Raw genomic sequence first — 26,879 nt, forward strand, 5'->3', positions numbered from 1 at the left:
CTGCCGCACGCCACCTCACCTCCTGATCCCCATCTCCTCCTCGGTTTGAGACCTGCGTCACGTGACTTGGGTTGTAACTTCGGTTTACAGTTACTGCATGGTTAACAAGAGCACGGCGGTGGGCCGGGTCCGGCGGGATCCGATCGGGCTGGGCGTCGCGCTGCTGAACCGGCTGGCGAAGTCGCGGGTGATCGACCGGCTCGGCTGGCGCAAGCAGGCCGAGCGGGTGGTGTTCGAGGCGACCAAGACCGGCTTCCGGACGGCGGGAGCGCTCTCCCGGACGTTCACGGCCGCGACCAAGCTGGCGAAACCGTCCCGCCTCCCGGTCGCGAAGGGCAGCGGCAGGTTCGACCTCACCCCGACCGAGGACCAGCAGATGGTCGTCGCGCTGGTGACGGAGTTTGCCGCCGAAGTGCTGCGCCCCGCCGCGGCCGAGGCCGACACCGCCTGTACGACGGACGCCAAGGTGCTCCAGCAGAGCGCCGAGCTCGGGCTGAGCCTGATCGAGGTCCCCGAGGAACTCGGCGGGATCGTCAGTGAGCGCTCCACGATGACCGGCGTGCTGGTCGCCGAGGCGATGGCGCACGGCGACATGGGCCAGGCCGTCGCCTGTCTCGCCCCGGCCGCGGTGAGTACGGCGATCTCTCTGTGGGGCGACGAGTCCCAGCAAGCGACGTACCTGCCGGCGTTCACCGGCGAAACCGTTCCCGCCGCCGCACTCGCGATCGTCGAACCGAGGCCGCTCTTCGACCCGTTCACGCTGAAGACTCGCGCGACGAGGCAACGAACCGGTCACCTCCTCAACGGCGTGAAGTCCCTCGTACCGCGCGGCGCCGAGGCCGAGGTCTTCGTCATCGCCGCCCAGCTGGAAGATCAAGGCCCCGCGCTGTTCCTGATCGAGTCGGACCACCCCGGCGTCACGATCGAGGCCGAGCCCTCGATGGGCTTGCGGGCCGCATCGCTCAGCCGGGTGATCCTCCAGGACGTCCCCGCAGTACAACTCGGAACACTCGACGACTACGCCGAATGCGTGCGCCTCGCGCGACTCAGCTGGTGCGCACTAGCCCTCGGTGCTGCGAAGTCGGTGCTCGACTACGTCACGCCGTACGTGAATGAGCGGACCGCGTTCGGCGAGCCGATCAGCCATCGCCAGTCGGTCGCGTTCATGGTCGCGAACATCGGGATCGAGCTTGAAGGGATGCGCCTCGTCACGTATCGCGCCGGATCGCGTGCTGAGCAAGGGCTTCCGTATGCGCGTGAGGTCGCGCTGGCCCGGCGGCTGTGTACCGAGAAGGGGATGCAGATCGGGACCGATGGGGTGCAGTTGCTCGGCGGGCACGGGTTCGTGAAGGAACATCCGGTGGAGCGGTGGTACCGCGATCTGCGGGCCGTCGGTGTGATGGAAGGCGCGGTGCTGGTCTGATGATCAATCTGGAGACGCCGCGGAAGTTCCGCGCTTTCATCAACCAGGCGCACCAGGTCGCGGCGGAGATGCTGCGGCCGAACTCGCGCGAGTACGACCTCGCCGAACACGCGTATCCGAAGGAACTCGACATGCTCGCGGCGATGGTCGACGGGTTGGGTGCGTCCGGGACCGGCCAGGGAGCAGGGGCCGGCGGCGTACGGCGTACTGAACCTGCCGACGATGACGCCAAGGTGAAGAACGGGTCGAATCTCTCGTCGGTGTTGTCGATCATGGAGATGTGCTGGGGCGACGTCGGGTTGTTGCTGTCGATGCCGCGGCAGGGGCTCGGGAACTCGGCGATCGCTTCGGTGGCGTCGGACGAGCAGCTGAAACGGTTCGAGGGTGTGTGGGCCGGGATGGCGATCACCGAGCCGGGGTGTGGATCGGATTCGGCGAGCATCCAGACGACCGCGCGACTCGACGGCGATCACTACGTCATCGACGGCGAGAAGATCTTCGTGACGGCCGGCGGTCGGTGCGATGCCGTGGTGGTCTGGGCGACGCTGGACAAATCTCTCGGGCGGGCGGCGATCAAGTCGTTCGTGGTGTTCAAGGACACGCCGGGGATGACGGTCGAGCGGCTCGAGCACAAGCTCGGGATCCGCTCGTCGGACACGGCAACGATCCGCTTCGAGAACTGCCGGGTGCCGGCTGCCAACCTGCTGGGCTCCGCGGAAGTCGATGCAGACAAGGGGTTTGCGGGCGTCATGCAGACCTTCGACAACACCCGTCCACTAGTCGCCGCCATGGCTGTCGGCTGCGCCCGCGCTTCTCTCGAAGTCACCCGCGATTTGCTCTCCGAGGCCGGCGTACAGATCGACTACGACCGCCCGGTCCACCTGCAGACGGCGGCCGCCGCGTCCTACCTGCAAATGGAGGCCGACTGGGAGGCGGCGTACCTGCTCACCCTCCAGGCCGCCTGGATGGCCGACAACAGCAAACCCAACTCCCTGCAGGCGTCGATGGCCAAGGCAAAGGCCGGCCGGGTAGGCAATGACATCACCCTCCGCTGCGTAGAACTAGCCGGCTCCCTCGGCTACAGCGAACACGAACTCCTGGAAAAATGGGCCCGAGATTCCAAAATCCTCGACATCTTCGAAGGCACCCAACAAATCCAGCAACTCATCGTCGCCCGTCGGTTGCTCGGAAAGACCTCGGCCGAGCTGAAATAACCTTGTCTGTAAGAACTGTGAACCCGGGATCGTGGTGACCGAGATACTCTCGGTCAGCCAGACAGCGATCTCGGACGGCAGGATGCTCTTGACCATCCGTCGACCGAGCACGGGCTGTACATGAAGTCTCCACTTGGACTCATGCTGGATCTCGCTGGCGGGGTGCTGGTCGCCGACCTCAGCATCGTCATGGGCGCTTCACCACGTACGTCACCAGTGACCGGGCCGGCACGGTCGCTTGGAACGCGCTGTTGGTCAGGCTGATCGGGGACTGGGCTGCAGTGTTGTTCGACCCGTTCGTCAGGTACGGCGTCACGCTGCCGGCGGTGAATCCCACATTCGCCACTGAGAACGACAACTGGTTGGAGCTGGTCGCCGTGTTGAGCGCGACTACTACCACCGAGCCGTCGGTGTTGCGGAAGGCGGACGTCTTGAGGCTGGCGGCTGAGGTCGTGGCTCCGATCCGGCCGGCCCCGGGCCGGATGAAGCGGCTGTAGTTGGCCATCGCCCACAACCGCTTCGAGACGCGGTAGTTGTCGCCCTCGATCTGGATGAACCCGCGGGTCGCGCCCGCCGAGGCGCCGTACCAGTAGAGGTAGCCGCTGACGCCGCCGGCGGTGAAGGCGGTGTTGATGGCGTTCGCCACGGTGAAGCCGTCGTACCCGCTGCCGTCGTCCCAGGCCTCGTTCCACGTTGTCCCGCTGGGCGACCATTCGGACATCCAGGTGGGTTTCGAGGTCGCCAGCGGTTCCGTCGGCTGTCCGCCGTAGCTGTGGCCGGTGTGGATGTCCACCTGCGCGCGAGCGGTGCTGTCGGCCTCGATCGCGTTGGTGTAGTTCTTCTGCCCGGGCCAGCTCACCGCGTCGCAGCACGCGACCTTCAGCCCGGCGTTGTGTGCGATCGGACCGAGAATCTTCGTGTACTCGACCGCCTGAGCAGGCGTGAAGCGCATCGACGCGTACGACGTGGTGTAGTTCGGCTCGTTCGTGAACGCGAGGTCGTTGATCTTGATTCCCTCCTGCGCGTAGAACTTCGTGTACTGCACGAGGTAGTTCGCATACGCCCGGCGCCAGTCACCGCTGCTGCACGAAGTCCCCGAAAGACCGCACAGCTGGCCGCCGTTCGCCTCGTCGCCGTTGTTCTTCATGTAGCCGGGCGTACTCCAGGCGTCGGCGTAGAAGTGGCTGAGGCCGTACGACCGGGCCTCCTTGGCCAGCCAGACCTGACCGTCGTCGTCGCCGTCCCAGACGTAGCGTGGGGTGGCGTTCGGGCCGCCCGGGTTGGTGGGCTGGATCGAGCTTCCGCCCGAACTGATGCCCAGCCGGAGCATCGACAGTCCGGCCCCGGTGTAGCGCGACAGCAGCAGGTCCAGCACTGCCTTTTCCTTCGTGTCGGACAGGTTCCGGATCAGGTTCGACCGGCCGAAGTGCTGCGAGAACCCGAAGCCATCAACGGTCTGGTACTTCGTCGATCCGTTGACAGTGACAGTGGCGGCGGCGTACGCGGGCGCCATCGCGCCCGTCGTCAGCACGCCCGTCATGGCGATCGCCAGGTACACACAGGTCAGTTTGCGCATCAGGACTCCTCAGCACGTCGAGTTGGTCTGGGTGAGCAGGCCGAGCCGCCACGGCAACTTGCTGTAGGGATCGGTGGCTCCGGGATCCATGCCCTGGTAGAGATAGCGCAGGCCGCACTGACTGATCGTCATCGTCTGGTCGGTGCCGCTCCGGATCATCTCGCCGTGGCTGATGTCGCGCGTCCAGGCGATACCGCTGAACGTGACATTGTTCGAGCGGGCGAACGGGTTGGCCTCCGTGTCGGCCAGCGCGGTCCACGGTCCGGTGATCGACGGTCCGGTCCAGGAGCGGAAGTACCGCTTGCCGGCCGAGCCGATTGCTTCCACCACCAGCAGGTACTGGTTGGTTTCGGTCACCCTGTAGACGTTGGAGGCTTCCCACAGCTTGTACCTGTTGCTGTCGCGCAGGGCGATGACTGTGTTGGTGAAGCCGTTGGGGAAGTTCGCCACGGAGGTCTCGGACCGGTACAGGTGCCCGTTGTTGTCGGACGAGAACAGGTAGCATTTGCTGGTGTTGCAGATGGTCCAGAAGTCGAGCCAGTTCCCGTTGCCCTGGTTGTCACGAATGATCTGCGGCATGCTCGCGTAGAAGTTCTTCGGCGCACTCCATGACTTCGGGTTGCTCATATCGGTCGTCGTCGAGTACGACCCGCCGGCACCGGTCTGGTACACGAGGTACCACAGCTTCTTCGGTGCGAAGTAGAACACCTGCGGTGCGGCGCGGTAACCGGTACCGATCGCGCTCTGATCCAGGTAGTACTGCTGCGCCGAGCTCGCCTGCGACCAGTCGGTGAAGTTGAGGTAGGCAAGGTTGTAGGCGCCGTTGCTGTTCGTCGTACTGACGAAGACATGCCACCGGCCGTTGTGATAGACGACGGACGGATCCTTGACCGCTCGAATCGAGTGCGTGGCGTCGGATTTGGGGCTCACGAGCACCCCACTGGAACGCCACTGGAAGCTGGCTGGCAGTGCTGCGGTAGCGGTCCCACCAGCAGCCGCTACTGCGGCCGCGGCCAGGAGTATGGATACAACAGTTCGGATCAACTTCATGTGATGAACCTCCATGCAGGGGCGGTTTGCCGGAGCGAATCAGTGGAAGAGCCGAGCCGGGACGGCGTCGGCGAGGGCCTTGTAGCCGGCCGGAGTGAGGTGCAGGTGGTCCCCGTCGTCGAACGCAGGCAGCAGCATGCGAGGGTTGGCGGGATCGCGTACGGCGGCCTCGAAGTCCACGACGGCGTCGAATTGCCCGCTGGTGCGGATCCACTCATTGACGGCCACCCGGGCGGCCTCGTGATAGCCGCCCACATCGTCGTACCCGTTGCCGCCGAACGGGAGCAGCGTTGCGCCATACACCCTGAGGTCGTGCGCGTGCGCGCGAACAATGATCTGCTGGTACGCCGCGATCAGGTCGTCGACGACCTGCTGCCGCCCTGCCTCGGTGGTCGCGGCGCTGCCGATGTCATTGATGCCGACGAACACGATCAGCCAGTCGACTCTGGTCTGGGCCAGGACATCGCGGTCGACCCGGGACAAGACATTGGGTCCCAGACCGTTGTTGAGCACCCGGTTGCCGCCGGCGGCCTGGTTGAGGATCGCGATGCCGGCGGTGTTCGGCCGGGACTGCAGCCGATCGAGCAATTGGTCGGGCCAGCGGTTGTTCTGGTTGGTGGTGGAGCCGCGGCCGTCGGTGAGGGAGTCGCCGAGCATGACCACGCCCGCGGCGTCCCGTGCAGACACTGTTTCCGCGCCGCTGAGGAAGTACCAGTGGTTGACCGGCGTCGGATCGGACAGGTCGGTGGCATCCACCTGGTTCCCCTTGACCAGGTACGACGTCGTCCGCGAGCCGGGATGCGAGGTGATGTTGTTCGACGCCTGGCCGGCGGCCAGATAGATCGTGACGGTGAGATTCGACCTTGCCTCAGGGTCGATGCTGACCGGATCGGAGACGATCTGGGCACCGGTCGGCACCGTGGCCGCCGTCCTCCCGTTGAAGGTCACCGGGTGAGCAGTACCGGGCTGGATCGCACTCACTCCGGCCTGCCCGCCGGCCGGCAGGGCCAGGGACGCCGCGCTGATCGGCAGCGCTGTCGTACCGAAAGCGTTCGAGAACCTCAGCCGGAGCTGACGTCCGCCGACCGAGACCCGGATGGTCTGCCGCAAGGTGCTGTCGGCCAGGACGCGATCCGGCTGGGTGAAGGGAGCAGGCGGCAGATTGCCGGGTTCGGTCAACTGCGGCATGGACGTCCAGGTGCTGACCCAGTGCGGGCGCGACGGCTCTGGGCCGGGCGCAGCCTGATTCCGGCCTGCGAGGCCTTGCGTCGTCAGGACGACGGCGACCGCGGTGGCGACTGTCGTGATGATTCTGGTGAGCGAGGATCGATACATGGGGCGGACTCCTCAGTGCACTGTCGGGCGGCCGGGCTGCTACCTGCGCAGGCTTTCCGGTGGGCCGAGATAGCTCCACCGCTCGCCGCCGGTGTCGATGACCAGGTTCTGCAGCACGACGGTCGGATCGACCATCCAGAACTTGATCGTGTGAATTCCCGGCCTGTCGATGACATGGGTGGTCGCCGTACGGTTGACGTTGTCGGAGGTGGAACGACCCCACACGCCGTTCATCGTGGTGTCGTCCGATCCCTTGGTGAAGGTGACGAGCTGAGGGGCAGCGTCGTCGACGGAAACGCCGTACCGCAGGCCGTTGGACGACAGGGCGCTGTTGCGTGGCGAGACGTACGCCGTGATCTGCACCGGTCCCGCTGTCGTCAGCGTTGCGGTGTACTCCAGCCGGGCGCCGTCACCTCCTGGGATCCGGCTCGGCGCGGTCACCGGCCAGGGCGTGACTCCGGGTCCGGTCCGGCCGATGCCGTCGAGCGTCTCCCAGCCGGCCGTCGCGTCGGACACCTTGCGGGTGAAGTGGTCGGCACGGATGGACACCGTGCCCTGGGACTCGATGTGGCCGGCCGATTGCTGGAGAGCGGGATTGTCGACAACTGCCTGAACGGTGACCTGGGTCCCTTCGGAACCCTTGACGACGATCGGAACGGTCGTCGTACCCCTGGGTGCCGCCTTCCAGTCGATGAAGAGCTCGGCCCGAATCTCCTTGTCCACCGTGCCTCTCGCCCGGGTGACATGCAACCAGCTCACACCCGGAGTGATCTCGTAGCCGAACGGTGAGGTGCCGCGGTTGAACACCTCGATGTATTGACGCGGCGCCGTCTGGTACGGACTGAACTCCGGCAGCACCGCCGGTTGGGTCGAGTTCGGCCACCAGGGCTCCGCGGACGTGTCCGACCGGCCGGCCGCACCGTCGATCGTGACGCCCATCTCCGCCGTCTGCGGTACCTGGATCCGCTGCAACGCAGGGTAGATCTGGTCGGGATCCGGTGGTTCCTGCCAGCTGGCGTTGGGCCCGTAGCGCTCCTTGTCCCCGTAACCGAGCTTGGTTTGCCGCTGGAAGTCGATCCACTTGCCGCCGGCAACATTTGTGTTGTACCACGTGCTGAGCTGCCGGTCGGTGGCGAACCGGGCCTCTGCCACCTCGGCGTAGTCGTTGGTGGCGGATCTGCCTTGTTGTGCATAGCGAAGGTTCGTCCACTGAGCCTCACGGAGCTCGTAGAGGTTGGCCGAGGCCACCACTTGGTAATACACCAGCTGGAAGTAGGCATCGTCCCAACCGCTCGGGATCCTGTTTCGCAGCTGTTCGGCCCTGGCGGCGAGTGCCTGCCATTCGTTGGTGACTCTGGTCAGCTCCTGGTAGTTGCCGGCACTGAACGGACTTGCTTTGTCGTCGGTGACGATTGCGGCCGACGTACTGGGATCCTTGGCCGGATCCAGCCGTTGCCGCCGGTTGAGCAATTCAGGCTTACGACGGGACTGAAGCAGGCTGTAGTCGTGCAGGAGGTCCGCTATCGGCCCGGCGAGTGCCTGTCCGAAGTTCTGGGCCGCGTACTGTCGCTCCCAGGTCCCGAGCTTGTCCAGCGGCCAGGCAGACGGGCTCCACGCATAGTCCAGGAAGAACTGCGTCGGCATCTCCTCGTTCTTCAGGTCGCCGACGTTGACCACCCAGAGACGATCGATGCCGTACTGGTACGACGTGTTCAGCTGCTCCCAGGTGTTCGCCAGGTTGACTGTGTCGACCCACTTGTAGTTGCGATTCGCACCGACATAGTCGAAGTGGTAGTAGAGACCGTAGCCGCCACTGCGTGGTGCGAGAGCGCGGTCCGGGACCTTGCGCATGTTGCCCCAGTTGTCGTCGGCGAAGACGACCGTGACATCGTCCGGCGGCCGCAGCCCCTGGTCCCAGTAGCGCTGAACCTCCTTGTACAGCGTGAAAACCTGGGGAAGGCCGGTGGGCTGGGTGCCGGCTCCGAGTTCGTCGGCGAGAATGCCGCGCTGCACCGCGATGATCTCTTCCATCAGTTCCCGGCCGCTGCCGTCCGGCAGCGCCGTGTCCCCGTTGCCCCGCATGCCGAGCGTCACCACACCATCGAAGGCCTGGTTGCGCATCCGGCGGATGCCGTCCCGCCAGTACTGCACGATCGCGGCCCGGTTGCGGACGAAGCTCCACTCGCCGGTGCCGCCGTACGGGTCGTACCCGGGTTCGACGATGTTGCCGGCCGCGTCGCGGACCGCCGCCTTCGCGTGCCGGTTCCACTCCTCGATCCCACGCATCATCGGCGCCTCGTGCGAGGTGCCCATGACGACGCCGTACCTGGTAGCGAGCTCGTGGTTCTTCGGGTCGTCCTCGGCGAAGGCGCGGCCCCAGACAGCGGGCCAGAGATAGTTCGCCTTGAGCCGCAGCATCACCTCGAAGACCTGCGCGTAGAACTTGCTGTTGAACCCCTGCGGCTGTCCGGGGGCGAGCCCTGGTCCGAAGTACTGCCGCGCCCAGGAAGCCAGGTTGGGAGCCTCGTCGTTGATGAAGAAGCCGCGATACTTGACCGCGGGTGTGCCCTGGCTATGCCGGCCCGGCTGCAGGCTGATGACGTCGTGGTGGACAGCCGGTACGTCGTTCCAGAAGTGCCACGGCGAAACACCGATCTGCTTCGACAGCTCGTAGCTGCCGTAGATCGTGCCGCGCTGGTCGCTGCCGGCGATGACGAAGGCCTCCCGGACGCCCGGGAAGGGATCGCGGATCGTCGTCTGCACCGACGTCTCCCACCGGCCCTGGATGCCCCGCACATCGAGCTTGCGCGACTGCACCAACTGGTCGATCAGCGGGCTCTTGCCGATGGTGCCGACGACAACGATCCGGTCGCTCCTGGGTACGGCGTTCAGCAGTTGCGGCAGCGTACCGGTGACCCGATCGATGTCGGTCCGCAGATCGCCGGCTGTCCGGACGACGCCTTCGTAATCCGAGCTGCTGACCACGAGCGGGGCCGCAGCCGCGCCCCGGACCAGGGCGAACCAGCCGGGGTGGTCGGCGAAGGAGACCATCGAAGGGCTTCCCGTCTGCCCGGCAAGCCCGGCAGCTGCCGCGGTGGGCGCCGACGCCGCCGCCTGGCCGGAAGCGAGGCCAGGGAGGAGGCCTGCGACGATGGCCAACGCGGCCAGCAGTGGAAGGCTTCGTCGGCGGCGCCGGACCAGCTCCGATGGCCACCGTCTCCGTGTGTGCTCACCCATGGCCTGCACCCTCCTGCTCGGGGACAACCTGATCGGCTCTCCCGGAGGTGGGCCGACTCCGGTGAAAAGGGTTTCATGAGCCGGGCGTTTCAGCAATGGCTCGGCGACAGCCTGCTAACCTCGGACAAACGTTTTCAGGCAGGGAGCCCGATGGCAGTCACCATTCGCGACGTGGCGCAGGTCGCCGGCGTCTCGCCCGCGACGGTCTCGCGTGCGCTGTCCTCACCGGAGATCGTCGAGCCGGCCACGCGCGAGCGGGTCATCCGGGTCGCCGAACATCTGGGCTACCGGCCCAACCGAGCGGCCCGTGGCCTGATCACCGGGCGGACCGGCAACTTCGGCCTGATCCTCCCCGACCTCGCGAACCCGTTCTTCCCCTTGGTGGTCAAAGGCATTCAGCAGGCAGCAAGAGAGGCCGAGTACCAGGTCTTCGTCGTCGACACCGATGAGGACGCCTCCGCCGAGCTCTGCCTGGTGCATGACCTCGCCAAGCAGGTGGACGGCATCGTGCTCTGTTCGCCCCGGCTGAAGGTGGCCGAGCTCCAAGAAGCCGCGGCCCTGGTTCCCGTCGTTCTGCTGAATCGCCTGCATGGATCAGTGCCCGCCGTCGTGGTCGACAATCTGGACGGCATCCGCCAGATCATTCAGCACCTGACGGGACTCGGCCATCGGCGGATCGGATTCGTCGGCGGTCCGCGTACCAGCTGGTCCAACCGGCAGCGGCTGACAGCTCTCAAGACTGTCTGTCAGGACAGCGCGATCGAGCTCGTGCAGCTGGGCAGCTTCGCTCCGACGTTCGCCGGTGGCCTGGAAGCGGCGGAGGGAGTCATCATCTCGGGAGTCACCGCGGTCATCGGTTACAACGACCTGGTCGCGCTCGGCACCATCAGCGGACTGCGGCTGCGCGGCGTGAACGTGCCGGCCGACCTCAGTGTGGTCGGCATCGACGACATTCCGATGTCGGGCATCGTGGAGCCGCCGCTGACCAGCCTCAGCCTGCCCAAGGAGATTGCCGGTCGCGCGGCGGTGAAGCTGCTGCTCGAGCTACTCGACGACCAGTCTCGCGCGGTCAGCCGGATCCGCGAGCTGCCGACCGAACTGATGGTCCGGCAGACCACCGGCCTGGCCAAGCCGACCGCCGGACGCCGTATGAAGGTCTGAAAAGGATTTCAGGCTCGGTCACGGACCGGGGGCGCCGTGCTGCCGCGGATGACCAGTTCGGGGGTCAGCAAGGTAGTTCGTGGGCGGGTGCCGTCGCCGAGGCAGCTGGCCAGGTGAGCCCAGGCGAGGCGGCCGAGGATGATTCGCTGGTTGCTCAGGGAGGTCAGCGGCGGTCGCATGTAGGCGGCTTGTGGAATGTCGTCGTACGACGCCACGGAGCACTCCGCCGGTACCTCGATGCCGTTGTCGACGAACCAGCTCATCAATCCGACCGCGACCAGGTCGTTGAACGTGATAACCGCCGTAGCCTTGCTGAGCAGCACTTCCGGGCCGGACGCGAACCCGTGGTCACCGGACCAGCCGCCTTGGATCTCCGTCAGTTCGATGCCGGACGCCGGTGCCAGCTTGCGGAGTGTGCGCCGGCGCAGGCCGTCCGCCCAGGAAGCCGGCGGGCCGCCGATATAGGCGATTCGTCGATGGCCCAGCTCTGTGAGGTGGCTGAGCAGCAACCGGGTGCCTGCCGCGTAGTCGATCGATATCTGCCCGGCGCCCGGCACCGGCCGGTTGACGCAGACGACCGGCAGTTGCAGGTCGAGCACCTGCCGCAGGCCGGCCGGGCGCAGCCGTGGACTGCAGAGCACCAGCCCGGCCGAGTGATCGGCCAGCTCGGTCGCCAGCCGGAGTTCCCGCACCGGGTCCTCTTCGCTCTCGCCGATCAGGACCCGGTGTCCAGCATCTCTCGCAGCTGCCGACAGGCCTTTCAAGAACTCCGGAAAAAAGGGATTGGCAAGGTCGGGCACCGTCACGCCAATTGTTCGAACGCGGCCAAGCTTCAGTTCCTGGGCGACGGTGTCGGCTCGGTAGCCGATTCGGCCGGCGACGGCACGCACCCGCTCCGTCACCTCGGTCGAGATCAGGGGAGAGCCGTTCAGAGCCCGCGACACGGTGGAGATCGAAGTGCCGGCCTCTCGTGCGACGTCGACGAGACGGACCCGTCCTCGTGCGGGCACCGATGTCCTCCACTCTTCGTCCACGGCTCTGCCCGGCCACCCTACCGTCGCCTGGCCCGGTCACCGGCCGAACTTGAAGTGGAGAGTGTGGTGGTAAGGACCGGTGGCGACGGCGGGCTGACTCTGCGGACCCAGGGCGACCGCAGGGTCGAATTTGGTGCCGATCGCCGGAATCGCGTCCAGGAAGGACAGGTCACCGGCCGGGAACGGTACGGCGGTGTTGCGCGGATCGACGCCGTTCTTCGGCGTGAACAGGCGCAGGAAGAGACCGTTGTCCTCGGTGACGACCGTGATCGGTCCTTCGACGGTTCGCAGGACGGCCCAGTGCAGGTCGGCGTGGTAGCCCTTGAATTCCGGATAGGTCCAGCCTTCGGCGCCGGTGGCGGTGTCGTTGAAGTCTTTTGCCCAGACGTCGGTGACGACGCCGCGCATCCGGTTCTGCCAGACCCGGTACGGTCCGCGGCCGAGCCACTTCACACCCTCGACCTTCGCCTGCGGATAGTCGAAGTTGACGCCGAAGTAGTCATGACTTCCGGTTAGGTCGTAGCTGTAGTCCAGTTGCAGCCAACCGCTCGGCTGGAGTCGCCACTGAACCGACGCCAGGCCACCGTCGTACTCCGCGCGAACGACGTACGCCCTCCCTTCGGCGCCATGACTCAGGCTGCGCAGGGCCGCCGTGCCGGTCGCCGGAGCGGGACCGTTCGACAGCGAGATCGGCAACCCGCCGTAGGTTACGCCGGTCAGTCTTGCGGTGTGGGCGTCGATGGTGACGCCGGTCTTGCCGGCTCGCAGCGTGATGCCGTCCTCGGTCGCGACGGCATCGACGCTACCGCGGCCGGGTCGCACCAGGGCCCGGGCATGATCGGCCGCGCTCTTGGTGGGCCATACCCACCGGGCGATCTGCCGTCCGGTCGGATCGGTGACAGCCACGGCCAGCGCATCGTGGCGTCGCCAGTTCGAAGGCAGCCGCAGTGGCAGGACTCCAGCGTGGCCAGCGGCCAGATCCAACCGCTTCGCCGCCCCCGCGACGCGAACCGTGTGACCGGTACGACGGTCCGCCGGGCCTGCGTAGTCGATCAGCGACCACTCGAAACGACAGTCTGACGTGTTGGTGAAGGCGTATCGGTTGACTATCGGCAGGTCGCCGGTGAAGTCGGTGGGCAATTCAGGCGGCAGGGTCGTCTGGATCGGCGACCAGATGTCCTTGATGGTGAAGAAGCTGGCCTCCTTCTCCCGGAAGGGGCCGATGATGCCGTCCGGAGCTTGGTTGCCGTTGACATCCATCCTGCCGTCGAGGTCTTCGCGGACCACGCCTTCGTCGGCGAACGACCAGAGGAAGCCGCCCGCGCTGAGTGGCCGTTCGCCCAACAGCTTCCAGTAGTCGTCCAGGCCGGCGCCGTGGCCACCGTCGTACAGGCCGTGCAAGTACTCCGTCGGCATGAAGATCGTGGTGCCCTCGAGGATGCGACGGGTGCTGTCGTAGGTCTCGTAGTGGTCGGTGTTGATGTCGCTGAAGTTGGCCCAAGGGTGCAGAACCTTGCGCTGCTGCGGGTCGTAGAGCGCGAAGTCGTCGTCCAGAGCGGTGTTCCAGCCGCCTTCGTTGCCGTTGTCCCAGAAGACGATCGAGGGATGGTTGACGTCGCGGGTGACCATCGACTTGACCAGCGGGGCCGCCACGCCTTCGTCGTACTTCTTCTGCCAGCCGCCGAGTTCGTCGAGCACGTACAGGCCGACCTCGTCGCAGCGGTCCAGGAAGTGGGTGTCCGGTGGATAGTGCGACATCCGCACCGCGTTCATGTTCATCTCCTTGATCAGCGAGATGTCGTCGCGGGTGAGCTTCTTGCTGCTCGTCCGGCCCGAGGTCGGCCAGCTGGTGTGTCGGCAGACGCCTTTGAAGACGATCTTGGCGCCGTTGACGTACACGCCGTCGCCGGCCCGTACCTCGATCGTGCGGAACCCGAACCGGGCGCTGGTCGTGTGCAGCCAGTCGGCCTTCGACGCCAACGTGACCTCCACCTGGTAGAGATTCGGCGTCTCGGCACTCCACAGGTCCGGTCGGTCGATCGTCGTCCGTACTGTGACCTTCTCCTGGCCATCGATGCTTGCGCTGAACCGACTGCCGACCGGGGTGCCGTCCAGGCGGCGGATCTGCGCGATCACCCGATCTGCCGTTGTCACGCCGGTCAGGTAGGTATCGACGGCGAACGACCCGTCGGCCCGGGCATCCACAGCGAGCCTGTCGACGGCTTCCATCGGCTCGGACTGCAGGTAGACGGGTCGATAGATACCACTGAAGTTCCAGTAGTCGCCCATCCGCTCGGCGCGGTTGATCGACTCGTCGGCAGACTCCCGGGCGACGGTCACTTCCAGCAGATTGGACGCTCCTGGCAGCAGTTTGCCGGTGACGTCATAGCGGAACCGGTAGAAGCCACCTTGGTGTTTCGGGCCGGCGCTCTCGCCGTTCAGCCACACCTCGGTGTCGGTCATCGAACCCTCGAAGACCAGGTAGGTCCGCCGGTCCTTCCAGCTTCCGGGCACCGTGAAGCTGTGCCGGTAATGGCCGATCTCCTCCGGTGCCAGGTTCCAGCCCCAGCGGTAGGTGCCGAAGCCCTCGCACTCCCATTGCGATGGCGTCGGGATGCTCGACCAGACACCGCTACGCCGGCCGCTACTGACCATGAAGTCCCAGTCGACCGGGGTGTCGCGATCGGCACCGGTCAGATACCGGATCTCGGTCGAGGCCAGACCGGCGGCGGCCGCAGAATCCGGCCGGCTCAAGGTAGCGGCGGCCGCACCGGCGGCACCGAGCGCAAGGAAATGTCGTCGTTGAAGGGTCATGTCAAGCCTCACTGACGATCGCTGTTGCCACCGCGGCCAGGGGCGGCGAGCGCGGGGGAGTAGTGTGCAAACGTTTGCAAATATCGGCGTGGTTCACCAGGATGTCAACACCTGGTCGGTGGCCAATTGCCGCAGATGCAGCGAGGTAGCGGTTGGCGTGCTCGTGGCCCGGGCCGTCGCTCGCGCAGCGGTTGTGGACCGCACCAGTCAGGTTGAGAGCAGCAGGGGCATGGTCAGCGCGTAGGCGGCGAGTAGGGCTAGGGCTTCGACTCGGGTCAAGGTCAGGCCCGCCGAGAGGCCGTCGGCTGACGTCGGCTGATCACCCGAGCCGGATGCCGGAGAGCTGGGTGGCTTGGGCAACCAGTTGGCCGTTGATGTCCCACACGAAACAGGCCTGATCGACCAGGCCGTCCGCGATGAGGTTCGCCCGCTGCAGCACGCGGACCGGGCCCGGCGCGGGAATCGCCCGGACATATGCGGTCAGTGTCAGCGTCGGGACGAAGGACGTGGGGACAATATCGAAAGTGGCGGGGGGCAGGGCATCGACAGCGAACAGCAGGGAGATCGGATCGAAAGGTTCGTCGGACGGCAGTGACAGCCAGCCACGTACTTCGCCGCGGCCGGTCGGGCCGTCGATCAGTGCCGTGGCAGGATGGAGGCGGAGATCGACCTCGTTCATGATGGCAGCGGTGACGCCGGTCGGGGTGACCGGAGGTACCCGGATTCCACCCAGTCGATCGGTCGCAGTGTCATCGGGTAAACCCGCTTGCCAGTCGGCGGTTACGCCAGCGGTGACACTTCCGAGGATGAACGAGGCCTCAACGCAGAGGTTGCCGTTCTGACGAAGAGTTGCTCGTACATGGCTCGACGTCCGACCCGTGTGGAGCGGTTCGAGCACGACCTCGGCGGATCCCGGCTCCGGCGACCTTGGGTACTGCGCGTTCGCGGCGATGACATCGGCGTGGAGGCCGCCCAATGCCACCGCGGCCCGTGCTGCCGTCGCGAGCAGGTACCCACCATTGGGTCGGCCCCCCGCAGTCCACAGCGGGCTGATCTCCACATCGAACGAATGGCCCGAGCGCTGCTTGACGGCCGACACTGCACCAAAACTGGTGGTACCCAATGCGCTTCTCCTCATAGTCGTGGTTCACAGCGACAACACGAGCCGCCGCCGGCAGGAAGCGGATCGGTCGGCAGCCAGCCGACCTGGGTGCTAGTCAATCCGGGTCGACGATCAGTACGACCTTTCCGTGAGCGCGACCGGATTCGATCAGTTGGTGTGCGTCGACCACCTGGCCGAGCGCGAAGGTGTGCGCGACTCGTACCTTGAGCTGACCGCCTTGTTTGATCGAAGGCAGCCACCGCAGGTCGCTGTGGGCACCGACGAGAACGCGTTGTCCTGGCTGGAGGTCGGCGATGTCGAACAGGCTCTGCCATCCGGTGAGGCCGGCCAGCGGTAACGCGGCTGCCTCGGTGAACGACATACCGGCGGGCTTGCGGACGAAATGTCGCGACGGCGCGGTGACGTACTCCGCGTAGGCTCTCGCCGGCCGGGGGAACCACGGCATGCCGAGTACCTCGTCGCCTTCGCGTAGGCCAGTGGCGCCGTATCCGGTCTTCTCGACGACGCCCGCGACGTCCCATCCGATTGTGAAGGGTGGTTGAGCGCCGAATCCGCCGCTTCGGCGGACCTTCAGGTCGACCGGGTTGATACCGGCCGCCTTGACCCGGACCAGGACCTCGGTCGGGCCGGGCTCCGGGCGCGGCGCCTCGGTGACCCTCAGGACTTCCGGACCGCCGAGCGTGTCCTGGGTGACGATGCGCATTCCGTGATCCTTCGTGCTCAGGCCGGCTCGCCGCGTGCGTCAGATGACTGAGATCCTTGGCCGGTCACGCGCGGCAATAGATTGGGGTTACTGCTTCAGTTGGGGGTAGAGAGCGGTGAGGTCTAGTGACAGGCCGGCCTTGGCGCGTTGGGCGGTGGCGTCTGCCAGGACCTCGAAGTCGTCTGCTTCGACACCGTCCAGGGCCATTTGGGCGATGTCGGCCGGTGCGGTCTTGGGGGAGGAGACTCCGGCGGTCATGTCGGTGTCGACGTAGCCCATGTACAGGCCGGTGACGCCGATCCCGCGGTCCAGCAGCTCCAGTCGTAGGCCGTTCGTCTGGAGCCACAGGGCGGCCTTCGATGCCGAGTAGCCGCCGCCGTACGCCGCCCAGGACATGGCGGACAGCATGGTCAAGATGTGGCCGCCGCCGTTGTGCTCGATCACTGGTACGACGGCGCGCGTTACGGCCAGGGTGCCGAAGTAGTTGACGTCCATGGTTCGACGCAGGTCCTCGATCGGGGTGTCCAGGTAGCTGCGGCTCGAGGTGTCGATGCCTGCGTTGTTGACCAGGACGGTCACGTCGGGTGCCGCAGCTGGCAGGGCGTCGACCGATGCTTGGTCTGTGGTCTCCAGTTGCAGCGGGATGACGCGGCGGTCGGTGCTGGGCCCGGGCTTGCGTGCGGTCGCGTAGACCTTGGTGACGCCGCGGGTCAGCAGGTCGTCGACGACTGCCTTGCCGAGGCCGCGGGTGCCGCCGGTGACGAGTACGACGGCGCCTTCCAGGGAGGTCATGGGGTTGGCTCCAAAGCGGTAGGGGTGGGTCAGGCGAGGTCGGCGAGGTGGTCGCCCAGGTGCAGCTCGAGGTTCGGGCCGAGTTCCTGGCTGGCCCGGCGAAGGCCGTCGAGACGTTGCCGGAATCCCGGCCAGGTCATCGATTCGAGGAATTCGCCGTACGCCGAGTGGAGGTCGTCTCCGGGCAGCTGGGTGGCGCGGTTGACCTGCCGCATCGCGCCGGCCAGCGCGGTCTTGTCGAAGGCGCCGAGCCGCGTGGTCAGTGCGTCCACGTAGTCGTCGAGCTCGGTGTCGGGCAGCGACTTGGTCACCCAGCCGTATCGTTCGGCGACGTCCGCGGAGTAGTCGTAGCTGGTCAGGATGGCTTCCAGAGCACGGTCGCGGCCGATCAGCCGGGGCAGTCGCTCGGTGGCGCCGCCGCCCGGAAGGATGCCGGTGCCGACCTCGATCTGGCCGACGATCGCCCGCTCGCGGCTGGCGTAGCGAAGGTCGCAGGCGAGCAGGAACTCGTCGCCGCCGCCGCGGGCCCTGCCGCGGATCTTCGCGATGGTGACGAACGGCAGCTCGGCGAGCCGCAGGACGACTGTGGTCCAGAGCGCGCGGCCCTCGGTGTCGGTGGGGAAGTTCGGCACCTGGGCGAGGTCGAAATGGTTCAGCCAGAAGTCGTCGTTGGCGCTGTCGAAGACCACGACCTTGAGGTCGGGCTCGGCAGCCATCGCTTCGACGGCCTCGTGCAGATATTGGACAAGAGCCGGGGTGACCAGGTTGGTCGGTGGGCTGTCGAAGGTGACAGTCCACCGGTAGCCCTCGGTCTTGTCGATGCTCACCGTAGAACCCATGATCCAGCTTTCCTCTCTGTGCATTTTCAGATCACGCCGTACCGCATGGCGTGGGCGACGATGTGCGATCGGTTACGCAGCCGAAGTCGTCGAGTTACGTGGTGGAGCGTCCCTTTGACGGTGCGCTCCGAACAGTGCAGTTGCTGGGCGATCTCTTTGGTGTCCAGTCCGTCCGCCATCAGCCGGATCAGCTCGACCTCGCGAGGGGTCAGACCGGCGGCAACAAACCGTCACCGGTCGCGACGGCTACGACGGCCTGGGTCAGCTGTTCGGCGTTTGCGGCGGATCGGGGCAGCACCGCCTGGACGCTGCACTCCACGGCAAGCAGCAGTTGCGCCTCGTTGATCTCGTCCAGCAGGAGTACGCCGGGACGGCTGCCGGCGGCGGCCGTCTTCCGCAACATGGGTACTGTGCGGCTGTCCAGCCGGTGTGCCGCGATGACATGAACGTCGGCGGCCTGAGCCTCGTCGTCGGTGACCTGTAGCTCGGGACGGTTCCTCAGCAGAACGTTCAGGCCTGCGAGGGTCAGTGGGTCGGTGGCCCGCAACGACACGGCGATCGGTGGCTTCGGTACCGTCGAATGCGGCGCCGAGGCAACGACCTGAGTCATCCATGACCTCCCTGTGTGCGCGACTGGCACCAGCCTGCCGCGCATACCCCCGGTTGGGCATACGTCAAACGACCGTAGTCACCGCCGGATGCGCCGGCGAGCCAGCGCCTGATGGTCTCGAACGGCAGCGGACCCGAATCGATCCCGGCCCATTCGGCACCTGGATGCACGTCGGCCAGCTGGCTATCGGTCAGGATGAAGCCGTTCGCGTCGACGGCGGGGCCCGCCAGCCAGTCGGTCGCGGCGACCGCGACGATGAAGCTGAACAGGCCTCGGCGCCGAGGTCGGTTCCGCGCACGACCAGCGTCACGTGGTCGGCGTACCGGGCGAGGTGCAGGGCGGCCTGGCCGGCCGAGTTCGCGCCGCCGACCACTGTCACGGCCTCGCCCGCGATGCTCTGCGCCTCGATGTCTGTCGCTGCGTGGTAGATGCCATTGCCGACGAACTCGTCCCAGCGCTCGATCGGCAGCGATCGGTAGGCGGCACCGGTGGCGATCAGAGCAGTTCCGGCCTTGATCTGGGTACCGTCGGTCAAGGTGATCAACAACCCGTCGCTGGTCGTGGACAGGCTCGCGACGGGGCAGGGGCTGACGATGTTCGCGTCGAACTTGAGTGCCTGCACAACCGCCCGGGTGGTCAGGTCGAGGCCGCTGAGGCCGAACGGGAAGCCCAGGTAGTTCTCGATCCGGGCGCTGGTAGCGGCTTGGCCACCGACGACGACGCCTTTTCGGCTGATGTGCTGTCCAGCCACAGATACGGCAGACCCATCCGGGAAAGGAAGACGCGCAGGTCCAGGCCCTGTCCCGAGCGTGCGTCGCCGACGATGCGGGTGGAGTACGGCGAGGTTGCGCGTCGCCCGGGTCAGCACGCTCAGTTCGCCGGTGAATTCTCCCGGCCGGTAGACCAGGAACGGGTCGGATTCCGACTCTGTCGTGCGGTACGAGGCCAAGGTTGCCGTCTCGCAGACGACCAGATCGGCGCTGGCCTCGCCGACCTGGTACAGCAACTCGCCGGCGCTGACAGTACGCCGTACGCCGTATCCGGCCGCCCGGGCGAGTTGATCGTCGTCGAGCCGCGGACTCGCGACCGCCAGTACGTCTTCAGTGCTCGTTCCGAGTTCCGGGAACGACGTTCCGTCCGAGAAATTGTCGCCCTCGCTGCCCATGGGCACCCTTCGTGTCCGGGGCCAATCTGACACGGGTGATCGCTGCGGGGCGGATCGGGCGGCCGTTGAGGCAATCAGGCTTGCCCGAACAGGCGACGGGCGAAGTTAGACTCACCAGGTGCAGACAAATCTGCCGGCCTTCGGCGACGGTCCGACGGCTCTGGTCGGCCGCGGCGACGAGCTGGCTCGTTGCGCGGAACTGCTCGCCTCGGTAGCGACAGCCGGTCAAGCGGTCCTGATCGAGGGTGATGCCGGCATCGGCAAGAGCACGCTCGTCAATGTGGTCGCAGCCGTGGCTGAGGAGCAGGACTTCCGGGTGCTGCGGTGCGTCGGTGTGGAGGGCGAGACGCCGTTCGGATTCGCCGGTTTGCACGAGCTGATCCATCCGTTGCTCGACCGCCTGCCGGCCCTCCCGATCGGCCAGCGCCAAGCCCTGGAGGTGGCGCTCGGCCGCAGCGAAGGGTCGCAGCCGAACCGGCTGATGATCTGGCTGGCGACGCTCAGCCTGCTGGAGGAGTACGCCGCTGAGCAGCCTGCGCTGGTCGTGGTGGAAGACGCCCAGTGGCTGGATACCTCGACCGCACAGGCGATCGCCTTCGCTGCCCGGCGGCTGTCCACCGTGCGGTTGTTGCTGGCGATCACTATGCGTACCGATTCGGCCGTCGGTGGTCTGGAGGCCCCCGAGGGCGGGTCGGCCGCTGTGATCCGTTCCGTCGGGATGCCGAGGCTCCTGCTCGGCCCGTTGAACCAGGCCACGTCCATGGATCTCCTGCGCGCGGAGCAGCCGGGGATTGATGATCGGGAACTGCAGCTGGTGCTGGCGCAAGCCGCGGGAAATCCGCTCGCCCTGATCGAACTCGGCCGGGCGCGATCGAGCGCCCCGAATACCGTCGGCACCTCGGGAGAGCAATGGCTGCCAACAACACGGCGCTTGGAGCAGGCCTTCCTGTCCGGGAATTCCCAGCTGCCGGAGCGTAGCCGTCGACTGTTGCTGCTGATCGCGGCTGCGCCGGAAGCATCGGTCGGCCAACTGCTGGCCGCCGGTGAGCGGGAAGGGCTGGGCCCGGAAGACCTTGCGCCGATCGAACGGGCTCGCCTTGCGGGCGTGGTCAACGGCCGGATCGTCCTGCGGCATCCGCTGGTGCGGTCGGCGGTGTACGGCGGAGCCACTTTCGCCGAGCGTACGGCGGCCCATCGGACCCTGGCCGAGGCGGCCGATGACCCGGACCGCTCGGCTTGGCACGCGGCCGCAGCGGTGACGGATCACGACGATTCCGTGGCGGCGGCCCTCGAGTGCAGTTCGGCCAGAGCACGGGCTCGGGGCGCCCTCACCGAAGCAGTGGCCGCCTTACGGCGGTCCGCCGTGATTACCTCCGGGACGGCCGAGCGTGCGCGCCGGCTCGCTATGGCGGCGGAGATCGCCCGCCAGGCCGGCGATGTGGCAGAAGGTGCAATGCTCGTCCGAGAGGCTGATTCGCTGGCGGGAAGCCCTGACGTCGTCGCACATCTCGCCCTGACGGAAGTGGCTTTGACCCGAACGGCTCTGGTCCCTGGCCGGTCGGCGGAGGACTTGCTCGCGCTTGCCGAGCGTCTCGGTGGGCCTAGCGGTAGCGACAACCCGATGCAGCGATTGCGTGTGCTGGCCACAGCCGCCACCGCCCATTGCGTGTCCGGACTGCCGGACGACTTGCGGCAACGGCTACGTCACGCCATTGAGCTGGCGTCCTGTGCAGGCGGCGAGGCGATCGCACAGGTCGGACGTGTCCTGCTCTTTCCGGAGGAGTATGCCGTTCAGACGCGTCCCCGGCTTACCGAACTGCTCCGCGTCGTAGCGGACGGCCTGCTGTCCACCGAGGTCGAACGCTGGCCGAGCCGCCCGCAGATGATCATCGGCGTCGGGCTGATGGCGGACACACTGCAGGACTTCGCGGCGGCACTGAGCTGCTGGAGTCTCGGCGTCGACTATTTCCGCCGCACCGGAGCGCCGGGAGACGAGTCCTGGGCCCTTCAGGAGCGGGCCTGGGCCAGGGTCTTCCTCGGTGAGTTGCGGGACGGCTTGGCCGACGCCGAGCTGGCACGGCAGATCAGCAGTGATCTCGGTTTGCGAGTTGTCGCGGCCGATGCCGCGATCACAGCGGCGCGCGCGTACTCCTGGAGCGGTGACGACGCCCGGGCTGTTGCCGCGATCGCTCAGAGCCGATCGCTGGCCGGCGGCGAGGACCATCCGGCGCTGAAGGCCAGAGTGAGCTGGGCGGAGGGCGTGCTCGCACTCAACCAGCATCGCTACGAAGATGCCTGGGACGCCTTACGCGCCACGCAGACCCATCCCACGGTCAGGTTGCTGGCGATTGCCGACCTGACGGAGGCCGCCGTCCGTACGGGGCATCCCGAACGCTCCATGGCGGCGCTGGCAGCAGTGTCCGAGTCGGCGACAAGGTTCGCCGGCCCGTATCTGGACAACCTCGTCCAGCGGAGCCTCGCCCTGACCGCTGCGGGCCCCGAGGCCGAGAAGTACTTCGAACTGGCAGTGGAGGGCGCTGAGCGTAATCCGGGCGCGCTGGAGCTGGCCCGCACGCAGCTGATGTACGGCGAGTGGCTCCGTCGGCGCCGACGGATCGTCGACGCTCGCGAACATCTTGAAGCGGCTCTGCGCACCTTCGACCGGGCCGGCGCGCATCTGTGGACCGGCCGCGCCGCCGCCGAACTCCGTGCCGCGGGCGGCAGCACCGCCCGTCCGGCGAAGGTGCCGGAGCAACCGGACGGCGCGCCCGATGCCACCGGTGCTCTCACCGCCCAGGAGCGACATATTGCCCTGCTGGCGGCCGAAGGACTGACCAACCGCGAGATCGCCGACCGGATGTATGTGTCGCATCGCACCGTGGGCACGCATCTGCACCGGATCTTTCCGAAGCTCGGCATCACCAACCGGACCCAGTTGCAGGCGGCGCTCAGCCACGCTCAGCCACCACGAAGCTGACCGCGGCCGTCAAAGTACGTCATTTGACAGATGCGTCCCAGCGATCGGCTCAGCAAATATTCTGTCTCACAGATTATCTCGGGAGCAGCTCAATGAGCGTGCGCCCGCCGAGTCGATGGAGACAGCACGAATGAGCACCTTGCTACGGGTGGACGCCAGCATTCGCCTGGACGGATCAGTCAGTCGAGCCTTGGCCGACAGCGCCGAAGCTGCCTGGCTGGCGGAGCACCCGGACGGCGTCGTGGTACGGCGTGATCTCGGCCGGCACCCATTGCCTGCCACCGCGTGGCCGATCCTCGTCACCACCGAGCTGGGCGTGGAGTCCATTCTCGATGACGGCGTGCCGCTGCAGGAGGCCAAGGCGATCGCTGCGGAACTGCAGGCAGAGTTCCGGGAAGCGGATGCTTTGTTGCTCGCGGCACCGATGTACAACTACGGAATCCCACAGCACATCAAGACCTGGATCGACCTGTTGATGGTCGACCGTGAATTGGTGCACGGCCCCAGCCCGGTGGCAGGACGTCCGGCCATCTTCGTACTCTCGCGTGGTGGCGGCTACGCGCCCGGGACCCCGAAGTACGGATGGGACCACGCTACGGCGTACCTGGAGCGGATCTTCGGCGACGTACTGGGGATGAACATCCGCAGCTCGGTTGCCGAACTGACCCTTGCGCCGGTGACGCCGGGCATGGAACAGCTGATCGAAGCCGCCAAGGAATCGGAGTCCAAGGCGCACGCCGACGCCCGCAACCACGGCACCGTTGTAGCCCGCGAATTGATTGGTGACGCAGCCTGACCCACGATGCGTCATTCGACGGATGACGCGTCGTTCCGGCACAGACACAGTGGATCCGAAGTGTCGCTCGTCTCGGGAGGTTGTCGATGGATCGGAACTGGTTGGTGGTGATCGGTGTGATCGCGGTCGTTGCGGCCTTCCTGGCGATCGCCAGTCCGGGACTGACGGCGGTGACGCTTACCTGGATCCTGGGCATCTGGCTGATCGTTCGTGGCGTCTTCGAAGTGGCCGCGGCGTTCGGCAACCGGCCACCTCGTCAGGTCGGCCGCGTGCGGTCGACCGCCAGTGCCATTTCGCGCTGGAAGGCCTGCACTGTAGGGGATTCCTGGCCTGGGCGGTGAGACATGATCAGGTCGATGGCCCAGCCTTCGACGGGGATGTACTGGACGCCGGGCGGTCGCAGAATGGATTCGAAGGAACGCATCATCACCGACACCGTGAGGCCGGCGGCGACGGCGGCGACGATATTTGTCAGGGTGGCTTCCTGCAGCGTGGTCCGTACGCCGGCGGTGCGCAGTGCCCAGGTGAGCCAGCGGTGCCCGACGGGTTGGTCGGACCGGTTGAAGAAGGTGACGGTCTCGCCGGCCAGGTCCGAGATGCGGACCGACTCCTTGCCGGCCAGCCTGTGGTCGTCACGGACGACCAGACACACCTGCTCGGCGGTCAGGATCTGGTGCGGCAGATCGCTCGGGGGCGGCTCGATCAGATTGAGCGCGACATCGATCGTTCCTTCCCGCAAGGCTCGCCATTGGTCCTCGTCGACCAGTTCGGTGATGGTCGTCTCGACCTGCGGGTGGTGCTCGCGGAATGAGGCCAACGCGTCCACGAGCAGGACGGGGGAGCAGCTGGGTAGTACGCCGATGGCCAGCCTGCCGAGCTGGCCGTCGGCCGCGCGTTTCGCCGTACGGAGGACCTCGTCCGCAGCGTCGAGTGCCCGTCGAGCCGATTCCACCACCGGTTCGGCCGCCGCGGTCACCCGCAGCCGCCGCCCGGCGCGTTCGAACAACGGCAGCCCGAGGCGCCTCTCGAGGAGGCGCAACTGCCGGCTCAGCGAAGGCTGGGCGATGCGGAGTCGTTCCGCGGCAGCGCTGACGCCGGCCTCGTCGGCGATGGCTACCAGCGCCTGCAGCAGCCGTAGATCCACACCTGAGTCCGGCGATATATGCATGGAGGCTATAGTAATGACGAATTTTGGTCTTGGACAGACATACTTCCCGAGCTGCCTAATGAAGCCATGACAGCCAAGGATGTGGGCAAGCCGGCCATTCTGATGCCGGACGAGCAACGGGCCGTGTGGTTTCTCGGTGCGCTGATCCGGATCCGTGCCGGTGCAGATTCGACGGCAGGCCAACTGGCCGTCCTCGAGCACGAAGGTGAGCGCGGCTACAACAGCCCGCTGCATCGCCATGACCTCGACGAGGAGACATTCCTGGTTCTCGACGGCGAGCTCCGTGTCGAGATCGACGGTCAGGCGCGTGCGGTCGGGGCCGGTGGGGTCGCCTTCCTGCCGCGTCGGCTGCCGCATGCGTTCGTCGTAACCAGTCCGCAGGCCAGGTTTCTGACCCTGCACACCCCGGCCGGTTTCGACCGCTTCGCCGTCGAGGCCGGGACACCGTGGTCCACGGCGTCGGCGCCACCCGATCTGCCACCCGATCCTGCTGCGCTGGCCGCGATGGCCGGTGCCTATGGCATCGAAATCATCGGTCCGCCACCCACGGTGTGACCTCGACCCGAAGGAACCTTCATGACAGATCTTGAACGTAACAAGGAGATCGTCCTCGACTTCTACACCGGCGCCTTCGCCGGTGATCCGGAGAAGTCGGTGGCCGAGTATCTGGGGGAGAGCTATGTCCAGCACAACCCCCAGGTGGCCGACGGGGCTGAGGCCTTCATCGGCTTCGTCAATCGGATCAAGGGCGCCTTTCCCGATGCCAAGCTCGAGGTGAAGCGCGTCGTCGCCGAGGCGGACATCGTGGTCACCCACTCCGAGATGGTGCTCGTACCGGGCCAGCCGGGACAGGCGCTGGCCGACTTCTTCCGGGTCGAGAACGGCAAGGTGGTCGAGCACTGGGACGTCATCCAGCAGGTTCCGGCGGAATCCACCAACTCCAACGGGATGTTCTAGGAACCCGATGGAATTCGGCGAGGTGGTCCGGCGCCGCCGGATGGTGCGCAACTACGATCCGGACCGACCGGTGCCGCCCGACATCAGGGAGCGCATCCTCGCGAACGGTCTGCGGGCGCCGTCCGCGGGGTTCGCTCAAGGGTGGGCGTTCCTGACGCTCCAAGGTGACGAACGGGAGCGGTACTGGCGGATCGCGACCGACGACGACCCGGAGTACGCGAAGGTACTGACCGCCATCCGGCGGGCGCCCTTGCTGATCCTCGCCTTCGCTCACAAGGAGGCGTATCTGGATCGGTACGCCAAGCCGGACAAGGGCTGGGACGATCGTGCCGAGGCGCACTGGACGGCGCCGTACTGGTATGTGGATACCGGGATGGCGATTCTGTTGATGCTCCAGACCGCGGTTGACGAGGGTCTTGGTGCTTGCTTCTTCGGGCCGCGGGTGGAGGTGCTGGCGCCGTTGCTCGAGGAGTTCGGTGTGCCGTCGGGCTATGAGCTGCTCGGTGTTGTGTCGTTGGGCTATCGCGCGCCGGACGGTCAGTCGCCATCACTGGGACGAGGTCGCCGAAGTGCGGCCGAAGTCGTCCATCGCGGCAACTGGGGGAACCACCTCCCTTGAGGGACGGTGAGCACCGACCCGTTCGGCAAGGGCGGTCCGGCGGGGAGGTCTGGAGAAGTGCCCGGGGCGGTGCACTCTCCAGACCTCCCAGGCGGTCCCGGTCGGACGGCTGTCCACGCCGCCGGCCCTCAACGCCTGCAGCCGAGCGACCGGGTCGGCGATCTGCTGCTCCTCGTCCCACAGATGTGGGGAATTCCGGAGGATTTCCGTGCTGAGCACGAACCTTGGCGAGGGCTCGGATGTCGGCGGCAGTCATTCGACGTATTCCTTCGCTGTTGGCCAGGTG

The 26,879-nt window shown here is 66.6% G+C and carries 23 protein-coding genes; 9 read left to right on the forward strand and 14 right to left on the reverse strand.

Annotated elements, in window-relative coordinates:
* Positions 1-97 precede the first annotated feature (97 nt).
* A complete protein-coding gene (locus tag ABZ004_RS15105) occupies positions 98-1,423 on the forward strand; it encodes an acyl-CoA dehydrogenase family protein (RefSeq protein WP_355680428.1) in 1,326 nt (441 codons plus the stop codon).
* Entirely contained in the window at positions 1,423-2,637 is a 1,215-nt protein-coding gene (locus ABZ004_RS15110; RefSeq protein WP_355680429.1) for an acyl-CoA dehydrogenase family protein, read from the forward strand. The genes ABZ004_RS15105 and ABZ004_RS15110 overlap by 1 nt, the downstream gene beginning before the upstream one ends.
* A 187-nt stretch (positions 2,638-2,824) precedes the next feature.
* Here ABZ004_RS15110 and ABZ004_RS15115 read toward each other — a convergent pair whose 3' ends face one another.
* From ABZ004_RS15115 to ABZ004_RS15130, 4 genes are read right to left on the reverse strand one after another with little or no spacing between them, the layout of a single operon-like run.
* A complete protein-coding gene (locus ABZ004_RS15115) occupies positions 2,825-4,213 on the reverse strand; it encodes a glycoside hydrolase family 30 beta sandwich domain-containing protein (RefSeq protein WP_355680430.1) in 1,389 nt (462 codons plus the stop codon).
* Positions 4,214-4,222: 9 nt separating this feature from the next.
* A complete protein-coding gene (locus ABZ004_RS15120; RefSeq protein WP_355680431.1) occupies positions 4,223-5,263 on the reverse strand; it encodes a non-reducing end alpha-L-arabinofuranosidase family hydrolase in 1,041 nt (346 codons plus the stop codon).
* 39 nt (positions 5,264-5,302) lie between these two features.
* The gene (locus tag ABZ004_RS15125) at positions 5,303-6,598 is read right to left on the reverse strand and encodes an SGNH/GDSL hydrolase family protein (RefSeq protein WP_355680432.1); all 1,296 of its coding nucleotides are present in this window, start codon (positions 6,596-6,598) and stop codon (positions 5,303-5,305) included.
* 39 nt (positions 6,599-6,637) lie between these two features.
* Positions 6,638-9,835: a glycosyl hydrolase 115 family protein gene (locus ABZ004_RS15130; RefSeq protein WP_355680433.1), complete on the reverse strand. Its 3,198-nt coding sequence runs from the start codon at positions 9,833-9,835 to the stop codon at positions 6,638-6,640.
* A gap of 150 nt (positions 9,836-9,985) precedes the next feature.
* On the opposite strand from ABZ004_RS15130, the gene ABZ004_RS15135 reads away from it, so the two are divergent.
* Complete coding sequence (locus tag ABZ004_RS15135) at positions 9,986-10,996, forward strand: LacI family DNA-binding transcriptional regulator (protein ID WP_355680434.1); 1,011 nt, start codon at positions 9,986-9,988, stop codon at positions 10,994-10,996.
* Between the two features lie 8 nt (positions 10,997-11,004).
* On the opposite strand, the gene ABZ004_RS15140 is transcribed toward ABZ004_RS15135, so the two are convergent.
* From ABZ004_RS15140 to ABZ004_RS15180, 9 genes are all read right to left on the reverse strand, one after another.
* Complete coding sequence (locus ABZ004_RS15140; RefSeq protein ID WP_355680435.1) at positions 11,005-12,006, reverse strand: LacI family DNA-binding transcriptional regulator; 1,002 nt, start codon at positions 12,004-12,006, stop codon at positions 11,005-11,007.
* A gap of 60 nt (positions 12,007-12,066) precedes the next feature.
* Positions 12,067-14,844 (reverse strand): glycoside hydrolase family 2 TIM barrel-domain containing protein, encoded by a 2,778-nt coding sequence (locus ABZ004_RS15145; RefSeq protein WP_355680436.1) that lies wholly within the window; start codon positions 14,842-14,844, stop codon positions 12,067-12,069.
* Positions 14,845-15,163: 319 nt separating this feature from the next.
* Positions 15,164-15,967, reverse strand: a complete 804-nt coding sequence (locus tag ABZ004_RS15150; RefSeq protein WP_355680437.1) for a thioesterase family protein — start codon at positions 15,965-15,967, stop codon at positions 15,164-15,166.
* 94 nt (positions 15,968-16,061) lie between these two features.
* A complete protein-coding gene (locus ABZ004_RS15155; RefSeq protein WP_355680438.1) occupies positions 16,062-16,670 on the reverse strand; it encodes an alcohol dehydrogenase catalytic domain-containing protein in 609 nt (202 codons plus the stop codon).
* Positions 16,671-16,757: 87 nt separating this feature from the next.
* Entirely contained in the window at positions 16,758-17,462 is a 705-nt protein-coding gene (locus tag ABZ004_RS15160) for an SDR family oxidoreductase (protein ID WP_355680439.1), read from the reverse strand.
* 29 nt (positions 17,463-17,491) lie between these two features.
* Positions 17,492-18,301: an enoyl-CoA hydratase/isomerase family protein gene (locus ABZ004_RS15165; RefSeq protein WP_355680440.1), complete on the reverse strand. Its 810-nt coding sequence runs from the start codon at positions 18,299-18,301 to the stop codon at positions 17,492-17,494.
* A gap of 26 nt (positions 18,302-18,327) precedes the next feature.
* Positions 18,328-18,513 (reverse strand): helix-turn-helix transcriptional regulator, encoded by a 186-nt coding sequence (locus ABZ004_RS15170; protein ID WP_355680481.1) that lies wholly within the window; start codon positions 18,511-18,513, stop codon positions 18,328-18,330.
* A complete protein-coding gene (locus ABZ004_RS15175) occupies positions 18,510-18,911 on the reverse strand; it encodes a hypothetical protein (protein ID WP_355680441.1) in 402 nt (133 codons plus the stop codon). Before ABZ004_RS15175 ends, ABZ004_RS15170 begins: the two co-directional genes overlap by 4 nt.
* Before the next feature lie 190 nt (positions 18,912-19,101).
* Positions 19,102-20,076: an NAD(P)-binding domain-containing protein gene (locus ABZ004_RS15180; RefSeq protein ID WP_355680442.1), complete on the reverse strand. Its 975-nt coding sequence runs from the start codon at positions 20,074-20,076 to the stop codon at positions 19,102-19,104.
* Positions 20,077-20,194: 118 nt separating this feature from the next.
* Between ABZ004_RS15180 and ABZ004_RS15185 the strand changes: the two genes are divergently transcribed.
* The 3 genes from ABZ004_RS15185 to ABZ004_RS15195 all read left to right on the forward strand — a co-directional run bounded on the left by ABZ004_RS15185 (position 20,195) and on the right by ABZ004_RS15195 (position 24,190).
* Positions 20,195-23,053: a LuxR family transcriptional regulator gene (locus tag ABZ004_RS15185; RefSeq protein ID WP_355680443.1), complete on the forward strand. Its 2,859-nt coding sequence runs from the start codon at positions 20,195-20,197 to the stop codon at positions 23,051-23,053.
* 130 nt (positions 23,054-23,183) lie between these two features.
* Positions 23,184-23,849, forward strand: coding sequence for an NAD(P)H-dependent oxidoreductase (locus ABZ004_RS15190; protein ID WP_355680444.1), 666 nt, complete (start codon positions 23,184-23,186; stop codon positions 23,847-23,849).
* 86 nt (positions 23,850-23,935) lie between these two features.
* Positions 23,936-24,190 (forward strand): DUF308 domain-containing protein, encoded by a 255-nt coding sequence (locus tag ABZ004_RS15195; protein WP_355680445.1) that lies wholly within the window; start codon positions 23,936-23,938, stop codon positions 24,188-24,190.
* On the opposite strand, the gene ABZ004_RS15200 is transcribed toward ABZ004_RS15195, so the two are convergent.
* Positions 24,106-25,017, reverse strand: coding sequence for a LysR substrate-binding domain-containing protein (locus ABZ004_RS15200; protein WP_355680446.1), 912 nt, complete (start codon positions 25,015-25,017; stop codon positions 24,106-24,108). The two genes, ABZ004_RS15195 and ABZ004_RS15200, sit on opposite strands and share 85 nt — an antisense overlap.
* A 66-nt stretch (positions 25,018-25,083) precedes the next feature.
* On the opposite strand from ABZ004_RS15200, the gene ABZ004_RS15205 reads away from it, so the two are divergent.
* From ABZ004_RS15205 to ABZ004_RS15215, 3 genes are read left to right on the forward strand one after another with little or no spacing between them, the layout of a single operon-like run.
* A complete protein-coding gene (locus ABZ004_RS15205) occupies positions 25,084-25,572 on the forward strand; it encodes a cupin domain-containing protein (RefSeq protein WP_355680447.1) in 489 nt (162 codons plus the stop codon).
* A gap of 21 nt (positions 25,573-25,593) precedes the next feature.
* A complete protein-coding gene (locus ABZ004_RS15210; protein WP_355680448.1) occupies positions 25,594-25,974 on the forward strand; it encodes an ester cyclase in 381 nt (126 codons plus the stop codon).
* A 7-nt stretch (positions 25,975-25,981) separates the two neighbouring features.
* Positions 25,982-26,593: a nitroreductase family protein gene (locus ABZ004_RS15215; protein WP_355680449.1), complete on the forward strand. Its 612-nt coding sequence runs from the start codon at positions 25,982-25,984 to the stop codon at positions 26,591-26,593.
* Positions 26,594-26,879: the final 286 nt, after the last annotated feature.

It is taken from the genome of Kribbella sp. NPDC006257 (genome assembly GCF_040613535.1).
GTDB lineage: Bacteria > Actinomycetota > Actinomycetes > Propionibacteriales > Kribbellaceae > Kribbella.